Raw genomic sequence first — 20,773 nt, forward strand, 5'->3', positions numbered from 1 at the left:
TCGGCACAGGGCACATCCTTCCAGCAGTGCCTTGCGGCACCACAGATCAGATGTCACCTATCCGTGCAGCAGTCCCGCCGTAATGCTTCGGCGATCTCTTCGAAGTGTTGCGCCGAGCGAGAATATCGGTCGGGGCCATGAGGACCGCCTGAAAGCCGCCTTCGATTACCAGTAACGCAAACGCAGTGGCTGCCAGGGCGGGGGCCTTTCCGGCGCCGACGTCTCCCTGCAGCAGCCGATTCATCGGCCGGAGGCGGTCATGTCGGTGTGGATATCGGCTATCACCCGCAGCTGTGCACCTGTGGGGTGTACGGCAGGCCGGCCAACCATGCATCGAGCAGTCGCCCGGTGGGCTTGTGGGCGATGCCGACTTCTGCGGCTTGTGCGTTTCGAAGCACTCCGAGGGCAAGCTGCGACCGCAGGAGTTCTTCATAGGCCTGTCGGTCCCGTCCCTTTTCTGCGTGCTGTTTGGATGCGGGGACATGGAGAGCGCGTAGCGCGGTCAGCTGCGACGGCAGCTTCCGTTGAGCCAGCAAGGTCGAGGGATTCGGGTCATCCAGCTTCGGGAGTCGGCGGCGTGCATCGACCGCGGCACGGCGCAGCATCCACGTGTCCACCTCATGTTTCTGCGATTGGGGTAGATCGCGAGCAGTGGTGCGGTGGATTCGCTCATCGGTTCCAACAGTGGTGAGGTCATCTGCAATGCGCCGTTGAAGAACATGGCGGAGACTCGGGTGTTTTCGTCCGCGAGTTGGAATCGCACGTAACATTTTCCCCAGTTCCCCGTATGCTCACGAGTCGTGCGTATCGATCAGGTGTGGCGTTATCCGGTGAAATCGTTCGGAGGAGAACGGATCGACGCCGCAGCGATCGAAGCGGACGGTGTGCGCGGCGACCACCTGTGGGCGCTGGTCGACGCCGAAACCGGAAACATCGCGAGTGCGAAGCGTTTCCGACGCTACGGACTGCTGTTGACCTGCTCCGCACGACTTCTGAACGACGACGACCCCCGCGATCCGGCGGCACTCGAACTCACGCTCGCCGACGGCACGGTGGTGCGCGGCGACGATCCCGAGGTCGACGACCTGCTGTCGAAGCTGGTTGGTCACGACGTGCGGCTCGAACCGCGCGACCGCACCTACGACGAGGCGCCGGTGCATCTCGTCTCCCGCTCCGCGGTCGAAGCGCTCGGCACCGGCGACCCCACCGATGTCGCGTTGCGGCGGTTCCGGCCGCAGTTGGTCGTCGACACTCCGGACACGACCGGTTTCGTGGAGGACGAATGGATCGGCCGACGGGTGTCGGTGGGCTCGGCAGTCCTCGAACCGCACGAGCGCACCGCGCGGTGCGTCATGGTGACGCTCCCCCATCAGGAGGTTCCCGCGCGGCGCGACATGCTGCGTGAGGTGATGACCGCGCATCAGGTGCCCAATGTGCCGGAGGGCAAGCCGATGCCGTGCATCGGTGTTTACGCGACCGTCCCGACTCCCGGCGACATCACCGTCGGCGACGAAGTCCGGATCGGGTAGACCGGGTCACTTCCCGGCGAGGTAGTCCTCGACGAGAAGCTTCTTCTGCACCTTGCCCATGGCGTTGCGCGGAAGAGCGTCGGCGGTACGGATCTCGCGGGGGCGCTTGTGGATCGACAGGGTCTGCGCGACGAAGTCCGAGAGTTCGCCCGGATCACGGAGATCCCCGACGACGTAGGCGACGATCCGCTGTCCGAGATCGTCGTCCGGCACACCCACCACCGCCGCCTCCTGCACGCCGGCATGGTTCAGCAGCGCATGCTCCACCTCGCCGGCGCCGATCCGGTAGCCGCCGGACTTGATCATGTCGACCGATTCGCGGCCGACGATGCGGTGGAAACCCTGGTCGTCGATCACGGCGATGTCGCCGGTCTTGAACCAGCCGTCCTCGGTCATCGACTCGGCGGTCTTCTCGGGGTTGTTCAGGTAGCCGTCGAACAGGGTCGCGCCGGACACCTCCAACTGGCCGAGGGTGTCGCCGTCGTGCGGCACGAGGTTGCCGGCCTGGTCGCGCAGGCGGGTGGAGACGCCCTGGATCGGCAGTCCCACCCAGCCGGGCCGGCGCTCACCGTCGTGGCGTGTGCTGATCGTGATGATCGTTTCGCTCATCCCGTACCGCTCGATCGGCGCGGAGCCGGTGAGGGCGAGCATGCGCTCGAAGACCGGAACGGGAAGGGGCGCACTGCCCGAGACCAGGAGGCGTGCGGACGACAGTGCGCGAGCGGATGATTCGTCGGCAGCGACCCGCGACCACACGGTGGGAACACCGAAGTACAGCGAACCACCGGCTGCCGCATAGGCTTCGGGTTTCGGTCGCACCGTGTGCACGAGTGGCGAGCCCTGCCGGAGCGCGCCGACGACACCGAGGATGAGTCCGTGGACGTGGAACAGGGGAAGTCCGTGGACGAGCGTGTCGTCGGACGTCCAGTTCCATGCCTCGGCAAGACCGTCGAGACCGGCCGCCACGGCGGACCGCGAGAGCACGACCCCCTTGGGGGCGCCCGTGGTTCCCGAGGTGTACATGATCATTGCGGCGCTGCCCGGGTCCGCCTCGGCGTGCGAGGACGACGAACGCGCGCTCGCGTCGACAGGGATCGCAGGCAGGGTGACATCCTCGGGGGCCGTGCCGAGCCACACCTGCGCACCCGAGTCCTTCAGGATGTGGGCGCGCTCGGCAGGACCGGAATCCGGCGGCACGGGCACCGCGGCCACACCGGCCATGAGGCATCCGGTCGTGGCGATCACCGTCTCGATGCTCGCGGTGGCGTCGACAGCGACCCGCGAGGAGCCTGCGACCTCGTCGGCCACAGCGGCGGCAGCCGCGATCAGTTCGGATCGGGTGAGCGAGACGTCTCCGACTCGGACGGCACTGCGGTTGTCGCCGCCTGCTCCGGACTCGGTGAGCGAGGTCAGCAACGGCACGGGCGTGGTGGTCATCGGTGGGTCCCTTCTCGACGTCCTGCCGGACGGTGTCGCGCAGCGTCTGATCCATATTGTGGACCGATGTGCTACGATGCAGTCCGGCTCAACCTATATTCCGTGACGCCTGCCGTCAACGACGCGTGAAAGGTTCCGATGAACAGCGTTCTCACCGCACTCCGCGTGTTCGAAGAGGTCGCGACCACGCAACCGGTCGGGCTGTCGGAGTTGAGCAAGCGCCTCGACGTCCCCAAGAGCACCGTCCAGCGATGCCTCAGGACCCTCGCCGAGGCCGGCTGGCTGCGCCCCTCGACGGCGAACGCCGGGCAGTGGGTCATTACCGGCCGCGCGTTCAGCCTGGGCAGTGCGATGTCGTCCGGCGACGACCTACGCGAGGTCGCACTCCCGGAACTGAACCGCCTGCAGGCCGAGACGGGTGAGACCGTCCATCTCGCCGTGCCGGACGGGAACGAGCTGGTCCTGATCGAGCGACTCGACAGTCCCCATCAGCTGCGCGCCTTCCTCGCCCTCGGCACGCGCCTTCCCCTCCACGCCGCGTCGACCGGCAAGGCCTATCTCGCGTCGCTGCCCGACGAACGGATCGAAGACTTCCTCGCGACCGAACTCCCATCACTGACCGAGCGCACCGTCACCGAACCGGCGGCGCTGCGCGAGGAGATCGCCGAGATCCGCGCCCGCGGGTATGCCGTGACCGAACAAGGGCTGCACGACGGCATCGCCGCCGTCGCCGTCGCGCTGCGTGGGCGCGGTGGCACCGTGCGCGGTTGCTTCAGCATCTCCGGTCCGGCTTCGCGGCTGACACCCGACCTCTTCGCCGACTACGGCGCGAAGGCGCTGGCAGCGCGGGACGCGATCGAGCGTCGCCTACCCTGATCCGCTCCGAGCAGGACTGGCGGGCGCCCCCACCTCTGGACATATCGTTTATCGATAGGTATAACGATTATCGATGGTATCGACAATCGATAGCCCCGCCGTCCGGCGAGTTCGGAGACGACCATGAATTCCACCCACGACACCGACCACCCCCAGAGCCCGGGCGCCGAACCCGACACGCTCTCCCCCACCGAGACGTCGAAGAAGGACCGCACCGAACTGTGGGCGTCGCTCTCGGTCTTCGCGCTGACCTCGGTGATCGTGCTCTTCGACTACGTCGGCGGGCTCCTCCGCTCGCTGAACGACGGCATCGTGACGGCACGGGTCGAGTTCGACGACCCGACCTCCCCAGTGCTCAGCACGCCGAACGGCACCGACCTCGCGACCGCTTCGACCACCGTCATCGATGCCCCCACCGACAAACTCTCCCCCGTCACCGTCGGATTCCTGCGCTCCGCCGAAGCCCTACAGACCCTTGGCTACCTGGCGGCCCTGGGCCTGCTGAGCTGGATCGTGGTCCGATTCGTCCGCGGGCGACTGTTCGACCGTGGCGTCATCCGGCTCGTGAACGCCGCCGCCACCATCGCCATCGCGACGGTCTTCGTGCCGACCATCCCTCGAACGCTCGGCACCAACATGCTCATCCGCGACGTGGACATGAACGACGTTCTCGACAACGCCCCGATCGGCCCGGAGTTCTGGTACGCGTACGTCTTCTGCATGGCGTTGTCCGCCGTGGCAGTGGTCCTGCGGATCGGAAGCCGTATGGCCCGCGACAACGAAGGCCTGGTCTGATGCCACCCGAGAGTGAGCACGCCGTCCTGTGTCACCTCGACCGGCTGCTCGCGGACCGCGGGATGACGTTGACCGAACTGGCCGAGCAGGTGGGAGTGAGCGTCGTGAACCTGTCGGTACTCAAGAACGGACGCGCCCGCGCGATCCGCTTCTCGACCCTCACCGCCCTGTGCCGCGTACTGGATTGCTCTGTGGGCGACATTCTTTCGGTCGACTGACCGACCCCGGAAAACAGCGATGCCCGGAACCTCGTGGGTTCCGGGCATCGCCGATCGGCCCGGCCGGTGGCGCTCCGGCTGACGCACGGACCTGTTTCCTCTATTCCCCGATCGCGGGAAGAATGCGGGTGCGGACCTCACCGAAGCCGATGCGGGTCCCGTTCGGGCCGGGCGCGGTGGCAGAGATGGCGATCTCGTCGCCGTCCTCGACGAAGGTGCGCGTCTCGTCGCCGACCTGCACGGGTTCTGCTCCGCCCCAGGTCAGTTCGATGAAGGCGCCGCGCTGGTCCTTCTCCGGGCCCGAGATGGTGCCGGAGCCGAACAGATCACCGGTGCGGGTCGCGGCACCGTTGACCGAGGTGTGGGCGAGCATCTGCGCGGGCGACCAGTACATCTGCGCGTACGGCGGGCGCGACACGACGTGCCCGTTCCACTCGACCTCGAGATCGATGTCCAAGCCCCACTTCTCGGTGCCCTTCAGGTACGGCAGCGGTTCCGGGTCCTGCACCGGGGTGTCGATGCGGGCGGCCTCGAGCGCGGCGATCGGGACGACCCACGGTGAGATCGACGTCGCGAAGGACTTGCCGAGGTTCGGGCCCAGCGGCACGTACTCCCACGCCTGGATGTCGCGGGCCGACCAGTCGTTGAGGATGACCGCGCCGAAGCAGTGGTCGGCGAACTCGTCGGGGGTGATCCGCGAACCCATCGGGGAGCCGACACCGACAATGAAGCCCATCTCGGCCTCGATGTCGAGGCGGATCGACGGACCGAAGACCGGCACAGGATCGTTGGGACCCTTGCGCTGTCCGCACGGACGCACGATGTCGACGCCCGAGGTCACGACGGTGCTCGACCGGCCGTGGTAGCCGACGGGCAGGTGCTTCCAGTTCGGCATCAGCGGGTCGGGATTCTGCGGGCGGAACAGCCGGCCGAGGTTCGACGCGTGGTTCTCCGACGCGTAGAAGTCGACGTAGTCGGCCACCTCGATCGGCAGGTGCATCGTCACGTCGGCGACGGCGAAGACGGCCTCGTCGGCGACGTCACCGGCGACGAGTTCCTTGATCGCAGCGCGGACTTCGTCCCACCGGGCGCGGCCCCGGGCCATGAACGCGTTGAGCGACGGCTCGGCGAAGACGATGTCGTCCTCGAAGACACGGCTCAGGTCGAGGACCGAATCTCCGACGCGGACACCGACGCGGGGTTCGCTGTCGGCCGTGGAGAAGATGCCGTACGGCAGGTTGTCGAGGCCGAAGAGCGAGCCCTCCGGAATGGCGATGGTGGTCATGCGTTCGTTCCTTCGGTGATCGGGGAAACGGTCGAGGGTGCCAGACCGAGGCCGAGCAGATCCTCGAGCGGTTCGGCGATGCTGCAAGTGCCGTACGACAGGAAACGGCGCCGGACCTCTGCGGCCCGGTCGTCGGAGAGTGCGCCGAGACGTGCGGAGAGCACTGCCCCGTCACGTTCGGCCAGCACGGACGCGACCTCGTCGATGTCGGCTCCGGACAGCACCGCGTCCACCGCGGCCAACAGGTTCACGAACCCGTGCTGTTCGAAGCCCGTCCTCGGGTCGGTGTTGCGCACCGCGTGGTGCAGACCGGCGGTCGCCTTGAACGGAACTCCCGTGGTGACGACCGTCGAGACCGCTGCGGCGAGCTCGGCTTCGTCCGGATAAGCCTCCGCCACGATCCCGCCGGTGCGGAACTTGGCGGCGTACGGCGTCCCGGTCAGTCGGGCGAGGATCTCGGCTCGGCGCTCGTCACGCGGAACCTCGACGAATACATCGATATCCGGTCGACTCACCCTGATCTCGTCGAGCGCCGCGAACAGCTCGTCGACGGATTGCTCTGCGGGGACCGCGATCTCGAGGGCCACCACGGACACCGAGTCCATTGCGTCGACCTGCTCGAGTGCGGGCCGGACGGCGGCGGTGCCGGTCGGTGCGGTCAGGCTCAGGGCCAGCTCACCGGGATACGGGTGCTGCGCCAGGTGATCTGCGAGTTCACCGAGGCGACCGGCCGGGAAGACGAACGCTCCGACGAGCGGTGCGTGCGCGGACGAGCGGTGCCCGGCGTGGGCGGGGACGGCGACGGGCAGCGGGGCGTTGCCCGGAGGGAACAGCGCAGCGTCGTCGCACAGTCCGGTCAGGAGAGGTCCGAAAGTCATTTGGCCGCTCCTGCATTGCGGTTCCAGCTGCCGGCGTAGGCGGCGTCCTCGCACGCGAGCGCACCCTCACCGAGTTCGAGCGGGCGGAAGGTGTCGACCATGACGGCAAGTTCGTCGAAGAACTCGACACCGATGCTGCGCTCGTAGGCACCCGGCTGCGGGCCGTGCGCGTGACCACCGGGGTGCACCGAGATCGAACCCTGGCCGATGCCCGATCCCTTGCGGGCCTCGTAGTCGCCGCCGCAGTAGAACATGACCTCGTCGGAGTCGACGTTCGAGTGGTAGTACGGCACCGGTACGGCCAGCGGGTGGTAGTCCACCTTGCGGGGCACGAAGTTGCAGATGACGAAGTTGTTGCCCTCGAACGCCTGGTGCGCCGGCGGCGGCTGGTGGACGCGACCGGTGATGGGCTCGAAGTCGTGGATCGAGAAGGTGTACGGGTACAGGCAGCCGTCCCAGCCGACCACGTCGAAGGGGTGGTGCGGCATCAGGTAGCGGGTGCCGACGATGCCCTGCGAGGTGCGGTGCTTGACCAGCACCTCGACGTTCTCCTCCTCGACCTGCATCAGCTCGGTCGGTCCGTGCAGGTCGCGTTCGCAGAACGGCGCGTGCTCGAGGAACTGCCCGAACTTCGACAGGTAGCGCTTGGGCGGCACGATGTGGCTGTTGGCCTCGATCGTGTAGGCGCGCAGCGGTGCGTCGCCCTTGGGTACCCAGCGGTGGGTGGTGGCCATCGGCAGCAGGACGTAGTCGCCGGCCTTCGCCTCGAGCGGACCGAAGACCGTCTCGACGGTGGCCTCACCGGACTCGACGTAGACCATCTCGTCGCCGACCACGTTGCGGTACAGCGGCGAGGGCTCGGTCGACACGACGTACGAGATGCGGACGTCGGCGTTGCCCAGGACCAGACGACGACCCGTCACGACATCCGTCTCGGCCCAGATCGTCTCGGGGAACAGATCGTGCAGCTTCAGGTGCCGCGGCTCGAGCGGATGGTTGGGCCTGGTGGTCTGATCGGGCAGCTTCCACTCGGTCGCGTCGACGATCGCCGACGGGATGTACCGGTGGTAGAGCAGCGCCGAGTCGGACGAGAAGCCCTCCTCGCCCATCAGCTCTTCGTAGTACAGGTTGCCGTTCTCGTCGCGGTGCTGGGTGTGACGCTTAGGCGGGATGACGCCGAGCTGTCTGTAGAACGCCATGATTTGACTCCTCGCGGATCTCGGGCGTGCGAGGGAAGGTCGCTCGCCTGGAATTAGTAAATACGTTAACTAATCCGAGGGTGTGAGCGCAACCACGGAGAGGTCACGAGGCTGTGTCAGTTGCGTCCGCGCACGTCGAACTGGCTGCGGTTGGTGATCAGCTTGTTCAGGAGCATCACGAGAATCTGCTGCTCGGTGGGGGTGAGCACCTCCACCCAGGCATCCTCGCGCTCGTTCTGAGCACGGAAGCTGTCGCGGATCTCCTTCTCCCCTGCTTCGGTGAGCGACAACTGCACCGAACGCGCGTCGTGACTGACCGGAGTCTTCTCCAGGATTCCCGCCTCGACCAGCGGTTTCGCGAGGTTGGACACGGCGGCGCGGCTCATCCCGGTGAGCCCCGCGGCGACGTTCGGTTCGATCGGGCCCGCGAGCCAGATGACGAACATGAGCCGATAGGCCGACCACGACCGGCCACGCGGACGGTGGACCGCGGCCTCGAGGTCGTAGGTGACGATATCCGAGGCCCGATTGAGGGTGAGCAGGACTTCGGTTGCGCTGCGGTGATGTTCGCCGCCGAACTTGCTGTTCAGACGCTCCTGTGCGAGTTCGACGAAGGACCAGTAGTCGAGGTCGCGGGGTCTGGACATGCGGTCACAGTACCGCAGATCCGGGATAATTCATCTATTTACTATCCGGTCGAGCGACCGGCATTCGGCAGGACTGTGGAAAACCGCACTCCGATCGCCGCGAAGTCGGCGGAAAACCGCAGCGACCTGCACGTTCATCGCTCATAGTGTTCCGGACATGAACCTCGCACACACCCTCACGCAGTCCCCCACGGACGAACTCCACGGCCTCGCGGGTCTGTCGCTACAGCTGATGGAGATGCTCGGAGCACCCGGTGCCGGTGTCGCGGTCGCCGCGGAGAACCTCTTCCCGCCGATCCCGAGCGAGGTGATCCTTCCCCTCGCCGGCTTCGCGGCCTCCCGCGGGGAGATCTCCCTCGTCTCGGCCGTCGCGTGGACCACCCTCGGCTCCCTCGTCGGCGCACTGCTGCTCTACCTCGCCGGACGCGCCTTCGGCCGTCAGCGGATGTATGCCGTTGTCGAGCGACTCCCCCTGGTGAACACCTCCGATCTGCGGCGCGGCGAAGAGTGGTTCGCCCGGCACGGCGAGAAGTCGGTGCTCCTCGGCCGGATGGTGCCGCTCGTGCGGAGCGTGATCTCGGTTCCCGCCGGGGTGGAGGCCATGCCCGTCGGTCGGTTCGTCGTCCTGACCGCCCTCGGTAGCGCCCTGTGGAACTCGATCTTCGTACTCGCCGGATACCTCCTCGGTGAGAACTGGGGAGTCGTCGAACCGTATGCCGATGTGCTGCAGAAACTCGTGATCGTCGCGGTGGTCGCAGCAGTGGCGGTGTTCGTCGTCCGCCGTGTCCGATCGATTCGCGCCCGTTAGGGTCGGTCCGTGATCGATCACCTTCGGCGCTCACTCGGGACCTCGGTCCGCGCCGTCGTCGGGCTTCTGCTCGGGATCGTCACCGCGGTGACGGGTGTGGCGGCATCGGCTCGCCGTACCACCGACGGACCGGGTCGCGCGGCCGAACGCGACCGTATTCGTCTCGTGCGATGGTTCGACGCCGAGGCGGTCCGGGATCTTCCGGATCGCGAGCCGACCGGATATTTCCTCGTCCGCCTGGCCTACGGTCCGCTCGTCGGCCTCGTCGTCCTGCTCGTCCTGATCTCCGCGACCGGCTACGGGGGCTGGGCGTTCGTCCTGCTGGCAGGCGGTCGCATCTCCGTCGCCGACGGTCTCGTCTCGCTCCTCGTCGCCGCCGTGATGATCTATCTCTCCGTCCGGATGGCGATGATCGTGGGCCAGTGGGACGTCCGCACAGCCCTGCGGTTGCTCGGCGACGATGCCACGCAGCATCGCCTCCGCGACCTGCAGCGCACCCGCGCCGACGTCGTCACCGCCATCGACGACGAACGTCGGCGGATCGAACGCGCCCTGCACGACGACGTCCAGCAGCGGGCCGTCGCGCTCGCACTCGACGTCGGTCGCGCGCGTCGCACCGCCGAACGCGGCGGCGGGAACCTCGTCGCCGACCTCGACAACGCCGTCGCCCAGGCGCAGGCGTTGCTCACCGAACTGCGCGACGTGGCGTGGCGGATATACCCGGCCGCGCTCGACGAGCACGGACTCGCCGCGGCGCTGGAAGGGTTGTCCGCGCACACCTTCCTCCCCGTCGACCTGGATCTGTCGATCGACCCGGAACCACCACACGATGTCGCGGCAGCCGCGTACTACGTTGCCGCGGAAGGGGTCACGAACTCGACGAAGCACTCCGGCGCCGACAGTGTGTCGGTGACCGTCGCGGCGGACGGTCACGTCGTCACGGTCACGGTCGTCGACGACGGATGTGGCGGGGCCGAGATGACGGGCTCCGGGCTGACAGGTCTCGCGCGCCGTGTCGCCGCGCTGGACGGGCAGTTCTCCGTACACAGCCCCCGCGGAGGGCCGACCGTCGTGGAAGCGAGGATCCCGTGCGCATCGTGATAGCCGAGGATTCGACCCTTCTTCGCGAGGGCCTGTCCCGGTTGCTCGCGGACGAAGGCCACGAGGTGGTCGCCGGTGTGGGCAACGCCGTCGAGTTGCACCACGTCGTCGAGCGCGAGGTGCCCGACCTCGTGTTGCTCGACGTGCGTATGCCCCCGACCTACTCGACGGAGGGCATCGACGCGGCGCGGCGCATCAAGGAGGAACACCCGCAGGTCGCTGTGCTCGTGCTGTCGCAATACGTCGAGCACCGGAACGCCACCGGTCTGCTCACGAACGGGTGGGGTGGCGTCGGCTATCTGCTCAAGGATCGTGTGTCGGACGTGGGGGCATTCCTCACCGATCTGGAACGAGTGGCTGCGGGCGGGACGGCGTTCGATCCCGAGGTGGTGCGGCAACTGTTCGCGAACACCCGCCGCGCCGACCCCATCGCCGCCCTCACCGAACGCGAACGCGAGGTGCTCGAGGCCCTCGCCCAGGGTCTGACGAACAGCGGCATCGCCGGTCGTCTGACGATGTCGGTCAGTGCCGTCGAGAAGCACGTCAATTCGATCTTCGTGAAGCTCGACCTGCCGCGCGAAGCCGACCGTAGTCGGCGGGTACGGGCGGTGCTCCTCTATCTCGAGAGCACGGGCACCCCGAGCTCTCGGGACGACCGCTGACGCCCCGTGCGGATCAGAAGAGCGGATACACGAAGTGCCCGACGCCTCCGCCGGGTGCGCTCGACCCCGTCACGTTGGGCAGGTTCGCGGGCAGACGCTGAAGCTTGTGTGGACGGCCTTCGAGGTCGGCCTGCCAGCAATCGGTCGTCACGCCGTGGAAGCCCTGGCACACGATGCGGGTGTTCGCGCCGAACGGCGAGGTCAGCCGCGGCTCGTTCACCAGCGGATTCCAGTAGGCAAGCTCGTCCGGCGTGAGCCAGTTGGCGGGGTCCGCCTCGAACACGTAGATCGGGCTGTTGGGTTGCTGGACCGGCCACTCGTCCTGCGCCGCCGCGATGCCGGCGCCGCCGAGGACGATCCCTCCGGTCACTGCGGCGACCGCTCCCGCTCGCAGTACCCGCCGAAATCCGTTCGCCATCGTTCCCTCCACCCATTCTGTCGGATCCGTCCGTCGACCACATCGAAACACGGACCGCGGGGTCCGATACGACAAACCGAAATTGTCGATCTCCGAAGCTTTCCGGCAATTCGGGCGGGGAGGTCTCCTTCGAGTGACAGATCACGCAACCCGACCTCGCGTGCATTCGAGCACTCGAGCCCTCCAAGAGCACACATCTGTGTGCACAATTGATAGGTGAGTTCAACCCAGTCGACCACCGATCCGCACCACGGCACCCTTCGCAGCCCGCGCTTCTGGCTCGCGCCCTTCGCTGTCGTCGCAGCGATGATGAGTGCCCTGGCCTACTTCTATCTCGGCGCACTCCTCGATCCGAGCGAGAACCTGAGACAGTTCCCGATGGCCATCGTCAATCAGGACGTCGGCGATGTGCTGCCCGGATCGGACGAGCGACAGAACTTCGGCGACCAGATCACCGAGGGCATCCTCGACGGCATCGATCCCGAGGAGATCGACCTCCGACGGATGGGAATCTCGGCCGCCAACCAGGGCCTCGACGACGGCAGCCTGTACGGCGCGATCGTCATCCCGAGCGACTTCACCAAACGCATCTCGATCCTCGCGCAGGCCTCGGTCGTTCCCGGTGACATCGAGAAGCCGATCATCACCCTCTACACGAATCCCCGGACGGGCGCGTTCGCGACGGGCATCGTCACGACGATCGGCGACCGCGCGCTGACCCAGGTGAACGACACGGTCGGGCAGCAGCTGACCGAGACCGTCACCGCGACGCTCGCAGAGTCGGCACCCGACCTGCAATTGTCCGGAGCTTCCAGCCTCGTCCTGACCCAGCCGATCGATGCACTCACCGTCGAGCACAAGCCGCTGCCCGACGGGACGGGCGCCGGCCTGTCCGCCTTCTTCTACACCCTGCTGCTGATCCTGGCCGGCTTCACCGGCGCCACGATCATCAACGCGGTCGTCGACAGCGCCCTCGGTTTCGTGCCCACCGAATACGGCCCCCTCTACATCGCGCGGGAGACCACCCGGATGTCGCGCCTGCAGGTGCTGGCACTCAAGTGGGGCATCACGGTGGTCATGTCGTTGATCGTCTCGGCGTTGTATGTGTGGATCGCCACCGCACTCGGCATGCCGGCGCCGCGCGCGCTGCTGCTGTGGGAGTACGGGGCGCTCGCGATCTCGGCCGTGGGCATCACGTCCCTCGCGGTGATGTCGATCTTCGGCGCGGCGGGCCTGCTGGTGAACCTGATCGTGTTCATCGTGCTCGGCCTGCCGTCGTCCGGTGGCACCATTCCGATCGAGGCCACCCCGCGGATGTTCGAATGGTTGTCGACCTTCGAGCCGATGCACCAGATCTATCTCGCGGTGCGGTCCATCCTCTACTTCGACGGACGACCCGACGCCGGGCTCGGCCACGGCGTGACGATGACGATCGTCGGCGTCGTGTTCGGTCTCGTCGTCGGCGCCCTGGTGACGTGGATCTACGACCGCGTCGGTTTCCACCGGGCCGCGGACGCACCCGTGCGTCTGCCCTGGCGGCCGTCGCGACAGCAGGTTCGGGATTCTGCGGTCGCGACCGACACGGTTCGTTCGAACGACAGCGTGGACGCCGGTGAGGACGATCGTGACGATACGGGCGAATCCTCCGGCAGCTCCGAGCATGCGGGCGAAAGCGACGGGCCCACGAACGAAATGGGGGACCCCGCCGCGCGTCGGGGGTAGCGGCGGAGTCCCTCCACTACCACGGTAGTGGCGGTTCTCGCGGGGATCGCTCTCGATACGGGTGAATTCGAGGGTGAATCGGGGGGTCACCGCGCGTCGGGGTCTGTCGCCGTGATGGAGCACACTGTATGGGTGCGCACGGTCGTCGTTCCTCATCCTGCGGACGGCCGGGGCCGTCGCGGTGCAAGCATCGTCGAGGTCGACGCATTCGGTGCGCCGCTCAGCTCGGTGCGGGAGTACCCCGGATTCGCGGATGCAGTCGCTGCGATCGAAGCCGAATCGCGACCGCGCTGGGTGTGGACCTCGACGGCATCGGTCTATCCCGAGCTGCTCCGCGCCGATGTTCGGGTGCAGCGATGCCACGATCTCGCCACCACCGGCGCCATCCTTGCCGTACGCGAGGGCCTACCCCCGCCCACTGCGGAGGAGCCGGTCGACGAGCGGCCCGGCCTCTTCGATGCGGCTCCCGCGATCGACGTCGAGGCGGTGGTCGAGCAGTTCGCCGAGCAACGTCGCCGCATCTCCGGCGACGCCCGCCTCGAGTTGCTCACCGCCGCCGAATCAGCCGGCACTCTCGCAGCGGCCGAGATGGGTTTCGACGGGTTGCCGTTCTCGGCGCAAGCGCATCGTCGCCTCCTCGAGGACACCCTCGGGCCGCGCCCGACCGGCTACGACCTGCCGAGCCGTATCGCCGAAGTGGTCGAGGAGGTCAGCGCGGTCTTCGGCCGCCCCGTGAATCCCGCCTCCCACAGCGAGGTGCTCGAGGCGTTCCGTCGCGAGGGCATCACCATCGAGTCGACCCGCAAGCATGTGCTGCAGCGGATCGACCATCCCGCGGTGCCTCTGTTGCTGCGGCACCGCGAGCTGTCGAAGTTGTACAGCACGAACGGCTGGCACTGGCTCGACACCTGGGTCCGCGACGACCGGTTCCGTCCGGTCTATGTTCCCGGCGCGGTCGTATCGGGCCGGTGGGCGAGTCGCGGCGGTGGCGCTCTGCAGATCCCCAAGGCGCTGCGGTCGAGCGTGATCGCCGACCCGGGGCGGTCGTTCGTCGTCGCCGACGCGGGCCAGCTCGAACCGCGCATCCTGGCGGCGATGTCGGGCGATCGGCGCATGGTCGCGGCTGCCGGTTCGGACGATCTGTACGCCCCGGTCGCCGCGGCGTCCTTCGGCGGCGACCGCGCGAAGGCGAAGGTCGCGGTGCTCGGTGTTCTGTACGGCGCCACGTCGGGCGACGCGCGTGCCCTGCTGACGGTGCTGCGTCGCAGCTTCCCGACCGCCGTCGACTTCGTCGAACGTGCCGCCCGTGCGGGTGAACGTGGCGAGGTGGTGCATTCGTGGCTGGGCCGTGCGTGCCCACCCGCTCCGGAAGGCTTCCACTCCCACGGTGATGCGCATGCGCGGGGCCGGTTCACGCGGAACTTCGTCGTGCAGGCCACCGCGGCCGAGTGGGCGCTGTGCGTGCTTGCGGAACTGCGACGGCGGCTGACCACCGATCCCGACCCGACGGCCGGCGATCTCGTGTTCTTCCAGCACGACGAGGTGGTGGTGCACACCGGCAACCCGGAACTCGCGTCGTCGCACATCACGGCGTCGGTCGAGGTGGCGACGCGCCTGATGTTCGGCGACACGCAGGTTCGTTTCCCGATGGACACCGCCGTGCGCAGCGTCTACGCCGAGGATGCGGGCGGCGAGTAGGTGGCGTGTGTCCACAGATGCATGACGGCGTAGGCCCGCCACGGCCGCCATTGTTCGGCGCGCTCGGCGGCTTCGCGCGCACTCTCCACCTGCAGGGCTCGTCGGAGAACGAGGTCGCCGGACGGATACGCGTCGCGGTCGCCGAGTCGTAGAGCGAGATAGTCGACGGTCCACGGTCCGATCCCGGGAAGCGCGAGAAGGTCTGCCGCGAACGACAGATGCTCCGGCGCCACCCCGTCGGCTGCGGCCCGGGCCAGTTCGGCGACGGTGCGGGCGCGCGACTGCGTCGTGCCGATGACGGCACGCAGCTCGCTCTGCTCGACCGTCGCGAGTCGGTGCGGCGTAGGGAAGCATCGCAACCCACCGGGTGCACCGTCGCCGAAGGCTGCGACGAGTCGTCCTGCGAATGTGCATGCCGCAGCGACACTCACCTGCTGCCCGAGCACTGTCGACACGGCGGTGGCGAACCAGTCGGTGGTGCCGAGCACGCGCAGACCGGGGTGGGTCTGCACGAGAGGCCCGAGCACGGGATCGGGCTCGAATGCCGCATCCACGACGGACGGGTCGACGCCGAGATCGAGCCACTTCCGGACCCTCTCTTCGATCTCCTCGACATCCGCGCGACCTGCGGTCTCGACATGAACCTCGAGATGTCGCACATCCCCGTGTCTCCCGTCGTCGGGTGTCGCAGGGTCGGCGAAGCGGACGGCGACGTGCGCGGCGCCGCCGTTCGTGCGGATCGCGCGGTGATGGGTGCCGGTAGCGCTGTTGTGGTGTTCGTAGCCGGGGACGGTGTGGCTTCGCAGCGACGCGAGCATCGGCCCCACCGCAACGGGTTCGGCCACCGGGATCCGGAGGGTGGTGATCATGCCACCGACTCGAGTTGCAGCAGCGCCCTCTTCGCCTCGACTCCCCCGACGTACTGCCCCATGCTGCCGTCGCTGCGCACCACCCGATGGCACGGCACCACCACGGGCAGCGGGTTCTTCGCGCACGCCGTACCGACCGCCCGCACCGCGCGCGGGCTCCCGGCCGCGGCGGCGATCTCGGCATAGCTCGCCGTGCGCCCGTATTCGATCTCGGGCAGACGCGTGATCACTTCACGACGGAATCCGTCGGCGAGACGCAGATCGAGCGGAACGTCGAAATGTGTCCTCGTACCGGCGAAGTACTCGTCGAGTTGCCGGACCACCGGGTCGAGTCGCCGCGGCGCGTCGAGCACGCGCGGGCTGATCCGGCGGGAGAGTTCGTCGAGCACGGCGTCGGATCCGTCGGCGACGTAGGCGACCCGCACGAGTCCGACGGGGGTGGTGGCCAGCAGGAGCGGACCGACGGGGGTGTCGACGACGCGGAACGCGACATCGAGCAACCCGGCCGCCTCGGCATCGAGTACGAGCTTCTCCCGCAACCACGCGAGATCGGCCGATCCGACCGAGGGTTGTGGAAAGTTCATGAGCGACACCCTGTTCCGTGTTCGATCCGACGACGCAACGCAACCCGACCGTCGGCCGCCGCGCGACGTGCCGCGGCCGGGCTGTTGCCGAGGATCGTGCCGATCTCCGCATAGGGCAGGCCTCCGACGTAGTGGTAGACCAGCGCCGCACGCTGCGTGAAGGGAAGTTCGGCGACCGCGCTCCACAGTTCGTCGTCGCCCTCACCGGGGTTTCCCGTGGCCGACGCGGGTTCGGGGAGGTTCTCGGTGGGCACCGGCGTCCGCCCGCGCACCCGGTGGATGTCGACGGCCTTGCGGTGCGCGATGGTCACGAGCCACGCTTCGATCTTGCTGCCCGGTGGCAGGTCGGGATAGGCGCGCAACGCCGCGAGGAAGGTCTCGGACCAGGCGTCGTCGGCGTCGACCGGTCCGAGCAGTGCGCGGCAGACCCGGAGGACCGTCGCGCCGTGGCGGGTGACCACCTCCTCGAAAGGAGGCAGGCTCGCCCGCGGTAGGTGATCAGGCAGGGACATGGGTATCGCCGGCGACATCGGGCTCGGCGGAACTCAGCACCCGTGCCTCCTGGTCGAGCAGGAAGCGTTTGCGCTCGAGACCACCGGCGTAACCGGTGAGCTTGCCGCTGCTACCGATGACGCGATGGCACGGCACGATGATGCAGAGCGGATTGCGGGCATTGGCCGCAGCGACCGCCCGTACCGCAGTGGGCCGGCCGAGGGCGAGTGCAATCTCCGAGTAGGTGCGCGTGGTGCCGTACTCGATCGTCATCAGCGCCTCCCACACCTCGCGTTGGAACGGGGTGCCGACGGGAGCGATGGGGACAGTGAACCGGGTACGGCGACCCGCGAAGTACTCATCGAACTGGGTGATCGCCTCGTCGAACCCCCCGGTGACCTGCTCGCCGAAACCGGCGCGGTCGGGCGCGGGGTGATGCTCGGCCATGTACACGCCGCTCAGGACGCCGTCGGTGTTCACCAACGTCAACTCGCCGATCGGTGTGTCGATCACGGTGTGGGTGCGCGATGCGGTCACAGCCTCGATCCTTCCATCCGGTGTGTGCTCTGTACCGGGTAGACGAACGGGACGCCGAAAATGTGAGGTCCGCGATCACGACGATCGGACGTACTGCACTATGACGACATGATCTCGCTGCCTGTGCCCGCGCTCGGAGTCTCGGTCGCCGGTTCCATCGTCGACGTCACCCGGACCGTGCTCGGACGCACCCGCGAGACCGCCGAGTTCGCACTGTCGCTCCCGACGCGGGTGGAAGGCCTGCTCAGCGAGGCCGAATCGCTCATCGACTCGGTCGAATCGCTGATCCGCCGCATCGACAGCGTGGTCACCGACGCCACCGACATCGTCGAGGGAGCGTCGGTGGCCGTCGCGCAGGCCACGCAGGTGATCGCCTCGACCATCGGTGTGGTGGAGGAAGCCGCCGATGCGGTCACGCGCGCCACGGAGATCATCGACTCGACGGGCGGGGTCGTGCGCGATGCGACGGTGGTCGCGGCCGACGCGCGGATCGTCGTCGAGTCCGCCGGCCGCAGCTCCGACGCCGCCGGGGAACTGCTCGAGACCTACAAACCCCTCGCCGAACGTGCCGCTCCCCTCGCCACCCAGTTCGTCGAGGAGTTCTCACCAAAAGAACTGCGCGCCGCGATCAAGCTCATCGACCGGCTCCCCGAGATCACCGAGCGGGTCGACGCGGTCCTGCCCATCATGGCGACACTCGACACCGTCTCCCCCGAGATCCACGAACTGCTCCTCGTCGCCAAGGACGTCCGCCAGGCCATCGTGGGCGTGCCCGGGTTCAACTTCCTGCGCCGACGCGGCGTGGAGAAGGAAACCAACGGTGATGATTGACCGCACCGCGGTCGGTGATGATTGACCGCACCGCGGTCGGTGATGATTGACCGCACCGCGGTCGGTGATGATTGACCGCCCCGGACGGCTCTACTGATGGGCCGTGGAGAGGAACTGGTGCGTCGCCACGTCGACGATCTCGTCGGGCGAGATGGCGATCTCGTCGTTCAACCACGCGGTGACCAGTTCGGCCAGACCCCCGACGAACAGCAGTCCGTTGATCTCGCCCCGTTCGGGCGGCCACGCCCGGTCGCCGTACATGCGGGTCGCTTCGTCGGCGACCATCTGGGCGAAACTCCGTAGCGACGCTCGTCTGTGGGTGCGCAGGGGTTCGAAGCCGGCGGACTCGATGAGTGAGACCCGGCCCTTGCGCGGGTCGTCGGTGAGGATCGCGACGAACGACGCGATGGCGTTCCGCACGAGGTCTTCGAGTGTGCCCGTGCCGGTGCGGAGCACGGCGAGTACGGCCTCGCGCACCTCGTCGGCGATCTTGTCGAGAACCTGCTGCAGCAGATCGTCCCTGCTGGTGAAATTCTCGTAGAAATACCGCTCCGTCAGCTTGGCGTGGGCACACATGGCGGTCATGGTGGCGCCGCTCTTCCCCGAGGCCGCGAACAGTTCCAGTCCTGCTTCGAGCAGGGCTTCGCGCCGCAGCGCGACACGCTGTTCGCCGCTCAGACCGGCATAGCGGCGGGATGCGGGGGAAGTCATGGGACCGATCTTGACAGACCCGATCGATGTGACGCAGACTACACCCCAATCTGACAGGGTCTCCTGTCAGATATCCGCGGAACTGGAGGTTCGTCGTGACCCGGATCCTGGCGGCTCCCCCCGCCCACTCCCATCTGCGCCCGGTCCCGGGACGATCGGGAATACCCGGTATCGGGCACGTCCTCGAATACATCCGCGATCCACTCGCGATGATGCAGAAGCACTGGGACCGATACGGCGAGGTCTCCTGTTTCTCTGCGGCCGGTCGACGCTGGATCTCGGTTCTCGGACCCGACGCCTGCCAGGAGGTGCTGCAGAACAAGGACCGGGCCTTCGCCAACGGCGACGGCTGGTCGGCACTGATCGGGCCGTTCTTCCACGGTGGCCTCATGCTCCTCGACTCGGAGGAACATCTCCGGCACCGCCGCATCATGCAGCAGGCGTTCACCCGATCACGCCTCGAGAAGACCGTCGATGCCATGAATCCGTCGATCACCCAGAAGCTCGACAGGTGGGTTCCCACCGACGGATTCCGTGCATACACGGCGCTGAAGACACTCACGCTCGATCTCGCCACCGACATCTTCATGGGCGGGGCCGAGGACTCCACACCGGCCGAGATCGAAGCGGTGAAGAAGGCATTCATCGACTGTGTGCAGGCGGCGACCTCGATCGTCCGGTACCCCGTCCCCGGCACCCGGTGGAAGCGCGGACTCGACGGACGCCGAGTGCTCGAGGACTTCTTCCGGCACTATCTCCCGGCGCGACGGTCGCGGGAGACGGACGACCTCTTCTCGGTGCTGTGTCACATCGAATCCGAAGCGGGACAACGGTTCAGCGACGACGAGATCGTCGATCACATGATCTTCCTACTGATGGCCGCGCACGACACGTCGACCATCACGATCTCCACGATGATGCAGTATCTCGGGCAACATCCGCAGTGGCAGGACCGGTGCCGGGCCGAGTCGCTCGCATTGGGCACCGCCGTGCCGAGTCACGCCGACCTCGACGCGCTCGGCAGTCTCGATCTGGTGATGAAGGAATGCCTCCGCCTCGTCTCGCCGGTGCCCGTCCTCGCGCGACGAGCCGTGCGCGACATCGAGGTCCGGGGACATTTCGTGCCGGCCGGCACGTATGCCTCTGTCGCGCCGCACTTCACGCACCACATGCCGGAGTACTGGCCGGAGCCCGAACGTTTCGATCCCGAACGCTTCGCGGACCATCGACGCGAGGACAAGGTGCACCGCTATGCGTGGGAGCCGTTCGGTGGGGGCGTGCACAAATGCCTCGGCATGCACTTCGCCGGGGTCGAGGTCAAAGCGATCGTCCACCAACTGCTGCTGCGCTTCGAGTGGCACGTCGACCCCGGCTACGTCGCCCCGCTCGACTTCACGTCGTTGCCGTTCCCGTCGGACGGACAGCCGGTCGACCTGCGACTGCGGTCGACCGACCCCGATCGTCAGGCCATATAGA

Annotated in this window: 23 protein-coding genes; 11 read left to right on the plus strand and 12 right to left on the minus strand. The window is 67.5% G+C overall.

The genetic code is table 11. The annotated features are described in order from the left end of the window. Nucleotides 1-281: 281 nt before the first annotated feature. Entirely contained in the window at nucleotides 282-605 is a 324-nt protein-coding gene (locus tag A5767_RS23080) for a hypothetical protein (RefSeq protein WP_197483232.1), read from the minus strand. Between the two features lie 195 nt (nucleotides 606-800). On the opposite strand from A5767_RS23080, the gene A5767_RS11095 reads away from it, so the two are divergent. Next, a complete protein-coding gene (locus A5767_RS11095; RefSeq protein ID WP_064852317.1) occupies nucleotides 801-1,529 on the plus strand; it encodes an MOSC domain-containing protein in 729 nt (242 codons plus the stop codon). Between the two features lie 6 nt (nucleotides 1,530-1,535). On the opposite strand, the gene A5767_RS11100 is transcribed toward A5767_RS11095, so the two are convergent. Next, complete coding sequence (locus A5767_RS11100) at nucleotides 1,536-2,966, minus strand: acyl-CoA synthetase (protein ID WP_064852318.1); 1,431 nt, start codon at nucleotides 2,964-2,966, stop codon at nucleotides 1,536-1,538. Between the two features lie 138 nt (nucleotides 2,967-3,104). On the opposite strand from A5767_RS11100, the gene A5767_RS11105 reads away from it, so the two are divergent. The 3 genes from A5767_RS11105 (at nucleotide 3,105) to A5767_RS11115 (ending at nucleotide 4,855) form a co-directional block, all read left to right on the plus strand. Next, on the plus strand, nucleotides 3,105-3,842 hold the full coding sequence (locus A5767_RS11105) for an IclR family transcriptional regulator (RefSeq protein WP_064852319.1): 738 nt from the start codon (nucleotides 3,105-3,107) through the stop codon (nucleotides 3,840-3,842). A 123-nt stretch (nucleotides 3,843-3,965) separates the two neighbouring features. Further along, nucleotides 3,966-4,637 carry a hypothetical protein gene (locus A5767_RS11110; RefSeq protein ID WP_064852320.1) on the plus strand — a complete coding sequence of 224 codons (672 nt, stop codon included), beginning with the start codon at nucleotides 3,966-3,968 and terminating at the stop codon, nucleotides 4,635-4,637. Then, a complete protein-coding gene (locus A5767_RS11115; RefSeq protein WP_006554669.1) occupies nucleotides 4,637-4,855 on the plus strand; it encodes a helix-turn-helix domain-containing protein in 219 nt (72 codons plus the stop codon). Before A5767_RS11110 ends, A5767_RS11115 begins: the two co-directional genes overlap by 1 nt. Before the next feature lie 100 nt (nucleotides 4,856-4,955). Here A5767_RS11115 and fahA read toward each other — a convergent pair whose 3' ends face one another. From fahA to A5767_RS11135, 4 genes are all read right to left on the minus strand, one after another. Continuing rightward, nucleotides 4,956-6,140 (minus strand): fumarylacetoacetase, encoded by a 1,185-nt coding sequence (gene fahA, locus A5767_RS11120; RefSeq protein WP_064852321.1) that lies wholly within the window; start codon nucleotides 6,138-6,140, stop codon nucleotides 4,956-4,958. Beyond that, on the minus strand, nucleotides 6,137-7,018 hold the full coding sequence (locus tag A5767_RS11125; RefSeq protein WP_064256484.1) for a hypothetical protein: 882 nt from the start codon (nucleotides 7,016-7,018) through the stop codon (nucleotides 6,137-6,139). The genes fahA and A5767_RS11125 overlap by 4 nt, the downstream gene beginning before the upstream one ends. After that, nucleotides 7,015-8,217 carry a homogentisate 1,2-dioxygenase gene (locus tag A5767_RS11130; protein WP_024102288.1) on the minus strand — a complete coding sequence of 401 codons (1,203 nt, stop codon included), beginning with the start codon at nucleotides 8,215-8,217 and terminating at the stop codon, nucleotides 7,015-7,017. Before A5767_RS11130 ends, A5767_RS11125 begins: the two co-directional genes overlap by 4 nt. A 116-nt stretch (nucleotides 8,218-8,333) precedes the next feature. Next, the gene (locus tag A5767_RS11135; RefSeq protein WP_064852322.1) at nucleotides 8,334-8,864 is read right to left on the minus strand and encodes a MarR family winged helix-turn-helix transcriptional regulator; all 531 of its coding nucleotides are present in this window, start codon (nucleotides 8,862-8,864) and stop codon (nucleotides 8,334-8,336) included. Nucleotides 8,865-9,021: 157 nt separating this feature from the next. Here A5767_RS11135 and A5767_RS11140 point away from each other — a divergent pair, with 157 nt between their 5' ends. Genes A5767_RS11140 through A5767_RS11150 form a run of 3 tightly spaced genes read left to right on the plus strand, consistent with a single transcriptional unit; the run spans nucleotide 9,022 to nucleotide 11,435 of the window. Next, on the plus strand, nucleotides 9,022-9,672 hold the full coding sequence (locus A5767_RS11140) for a DedA family protein (RefSeq protein ID WP_006554664.1): 651 nt from the start codon (nucleotides 9,022-9,024) through the stop codon (nucleotides 9,670-9,672). A 9-nt stretch (nucleotides 9,673-9,681) separates the two neighbouring features. Then, a complete protein-coding gene (locus A5767_RS11145) occupies nucleotides 9,682-10,773 on the plus strand; it encodes a sensor histidine kinase (protein WP_006554663.1) in 1,092 nt (363 codons plus the stop codon). Beyond that, nucleotides 10,761-11,435, plus strand: a complete 675-nt coding sequence (locus A5767_RS11150) for a response regulator transcription factor (protein ID WP_064852323.1) — start codon at nucleotides 10,761-10,763, stop codon at nucleotides 11,433-11,435. Before A5767_RS11145 ends, A5767_RS11150 begins: the two co-directional genes overlap by 13 nt. Nucleotides 11,436-11,448: 13 nt before the next feature. Here the strand turns inward: A5767_RS11150 and A5767_RS11155 are convergent, their stop codons facing one another. Continuing rightward, nucleotides 11,449-11,853: a hypothetical protein gene (locus tag A5767_RS11155; RefSeq protein WP_006554661.1), complete on the minus strand. Its 405-nt coding sequence runs from the start codon at nucleotides 11,851-11,853 to the stop codon at nucleotides 11,449-11,451. A gap of 216 nt (nucleotides 11,854-12,069) precedes the next feature. Between A5767_RS11155 and A5767_RS11160 the strand changes: the two genes are divergently transcribed. Beyond that, nucleotides 12,070-13,575, plus strand: coding sequence for a YhgE/Pip domain-containing protein (locus tag A5767_RS11160; protein ID WP_006554660.1), 1,506 nt, complete (start codon nucleotides 12,070-12,072; stop codon nucleotides 13,573-13,575). 132 nt (nucleotides 13,576-13,707) lie between these two features. Continuing rightward, nucleotides 13,708-15,273, plus strand: coding sequence for a bifunctional 3'-5' exonuclease/DNA polymerase (locus A5767_RS11165; RefSeq protein ID WP_197483233.1), 1,566 nt, complete (start codon nucleotides 13,708-13,710; stop codon nucleotides 15,271-15,273). On the opposite strand, the gene A5767_RS11170 is transcribed toward A5767_RS11165, so the two are convergent. The 4 genes from A5767_RS11170 to A5767_RS11185 are packed head-to-tail and all read right to left on the minus strand — an operon-like array spanning nucleotide 15,246 to nucleotide 17,755. Continuing rightward, on the minus strand, nucleotides 15,246-16,142 hold the full coding sequence (locus A5767_RS11170; RefSeq protein WP_064852325.1) for a DNA-3-methyladenine glycosylase family protein: 897 nt from the start codon (nucleotides 16,140-16,142) through the stop codon (nucleotides 15,246-15,248). The two genes, A5767_RS11165 and A5767_RS11170, sit on opposite strands and share 28 nt — an antisense overlap. Next, the gene (locus tag A5767_RS11175) at nucleotides 16,139-16,726 is read right to left on the minus strand and encodes a methylated-DNA--[protein]-cysteine S-methyltransferase (protein ID WP_071936527.1); all 588 of its coding nucleotides are present in this window, start codon (nucleotides 16,724-16,726) and stop codon (nucleotides 16,139-16,141) included. The genes A5767_RS11170 and A5767_RS11175 overlap by 4 nt, the downstream gene beginning before the upstream one ends. Then, complete coding sequence (locus tag A5767_RS11180; RefSeq protein WP_064852326.1) at nucleotides 16,723-17,238, minus strand: RNA polymerase sigma factor; 516 nt, start codon at nucleotides 17,236-17,238, stop codon at nucleotides 16,723-16,725. Before A5767_RS11180 ends, A5767_RS11175 begins: the two co-directional genes overlap by 4 nt. Next, nucleotides 17,225-17,755 carry a methylated-DNA--[protein]-cysteine S-methyltransferase gene (locus A5767_RS11185; protein ID WP_064852327.1) on the minus strand — a complete coding sequence of 177 codons (531 nt, stop codon included), beginning with the start codon at nucleotides 17,753-17,755 and terminating at the stop codon, nucleotides 17,225-17,227. The genes A5767_RS11180 and A5767_RS11185 overlap by 14 nt, the downstream gene beginning before the upstream one ends. Nucleotides 17,756-17,863: 108 nt before the next feature. On the opposite strand from A5767_RS11185, the gene A5767_RS11190 reads away from it, so the two are divergent. Next, the gene (locus tag A5767_RS11190) at nucleotides 17,864-18,586 is read left to right on the plus strand and encodes a hypothetical protein (RefSeq protein ID WP_019288272.1); all 723 of its coding nucleotides are present in this window, start codon (nucleotides 17,864-17,866) and stop codon (nucleotides 18,584-18,586) included. Between the two features lie 90 nt (nucleotides 18,587-18,676). On the opposite strand, the gene A5767_RS11195 is transcribed toward A5767_RS11190, so the two are convergent. Beyond that, a complete protein-coding gene (locus tag A5767_RS11195) occupies nucleotides 18,677-19,297 on the minus strand; it encodes a TetR/AcrR family transcriptional regulator (protein ID WP_064852328.1) in 621 nt (206 codons plus the stop codon). Nucleotides 19,298-19,392: 95 nt separating this feature from the next. Between A5767_RS11195 and A5767_RS11200 the strand changes: the two genes are divergently transcribed. Next, nucleotides 19,393-20,772, plus strand: a complete 1,380-nt coding sequence (locus A5767_RS11200) for a cytochrome P450 (protein WP_064852329.1) — start codon at nucleotides 19,393-19,395, stop codon at nucleotides 20,770-20,772. The last annotated feature ends 1 nt before the right edge of the window (nucleotide 20,773 follow it).

This window comes from Rhodococcus sp. 852002-51564_SCH6189132-a (genome assembly GCF_001665495.1).
Taxonomy (GTDB): Bacteria; Actinomycetota; Actinomycetes; order Mycobacteriales; family Mycobacteriaceae; genus Rhodococcus; species Rhodococcus pyridinivorans.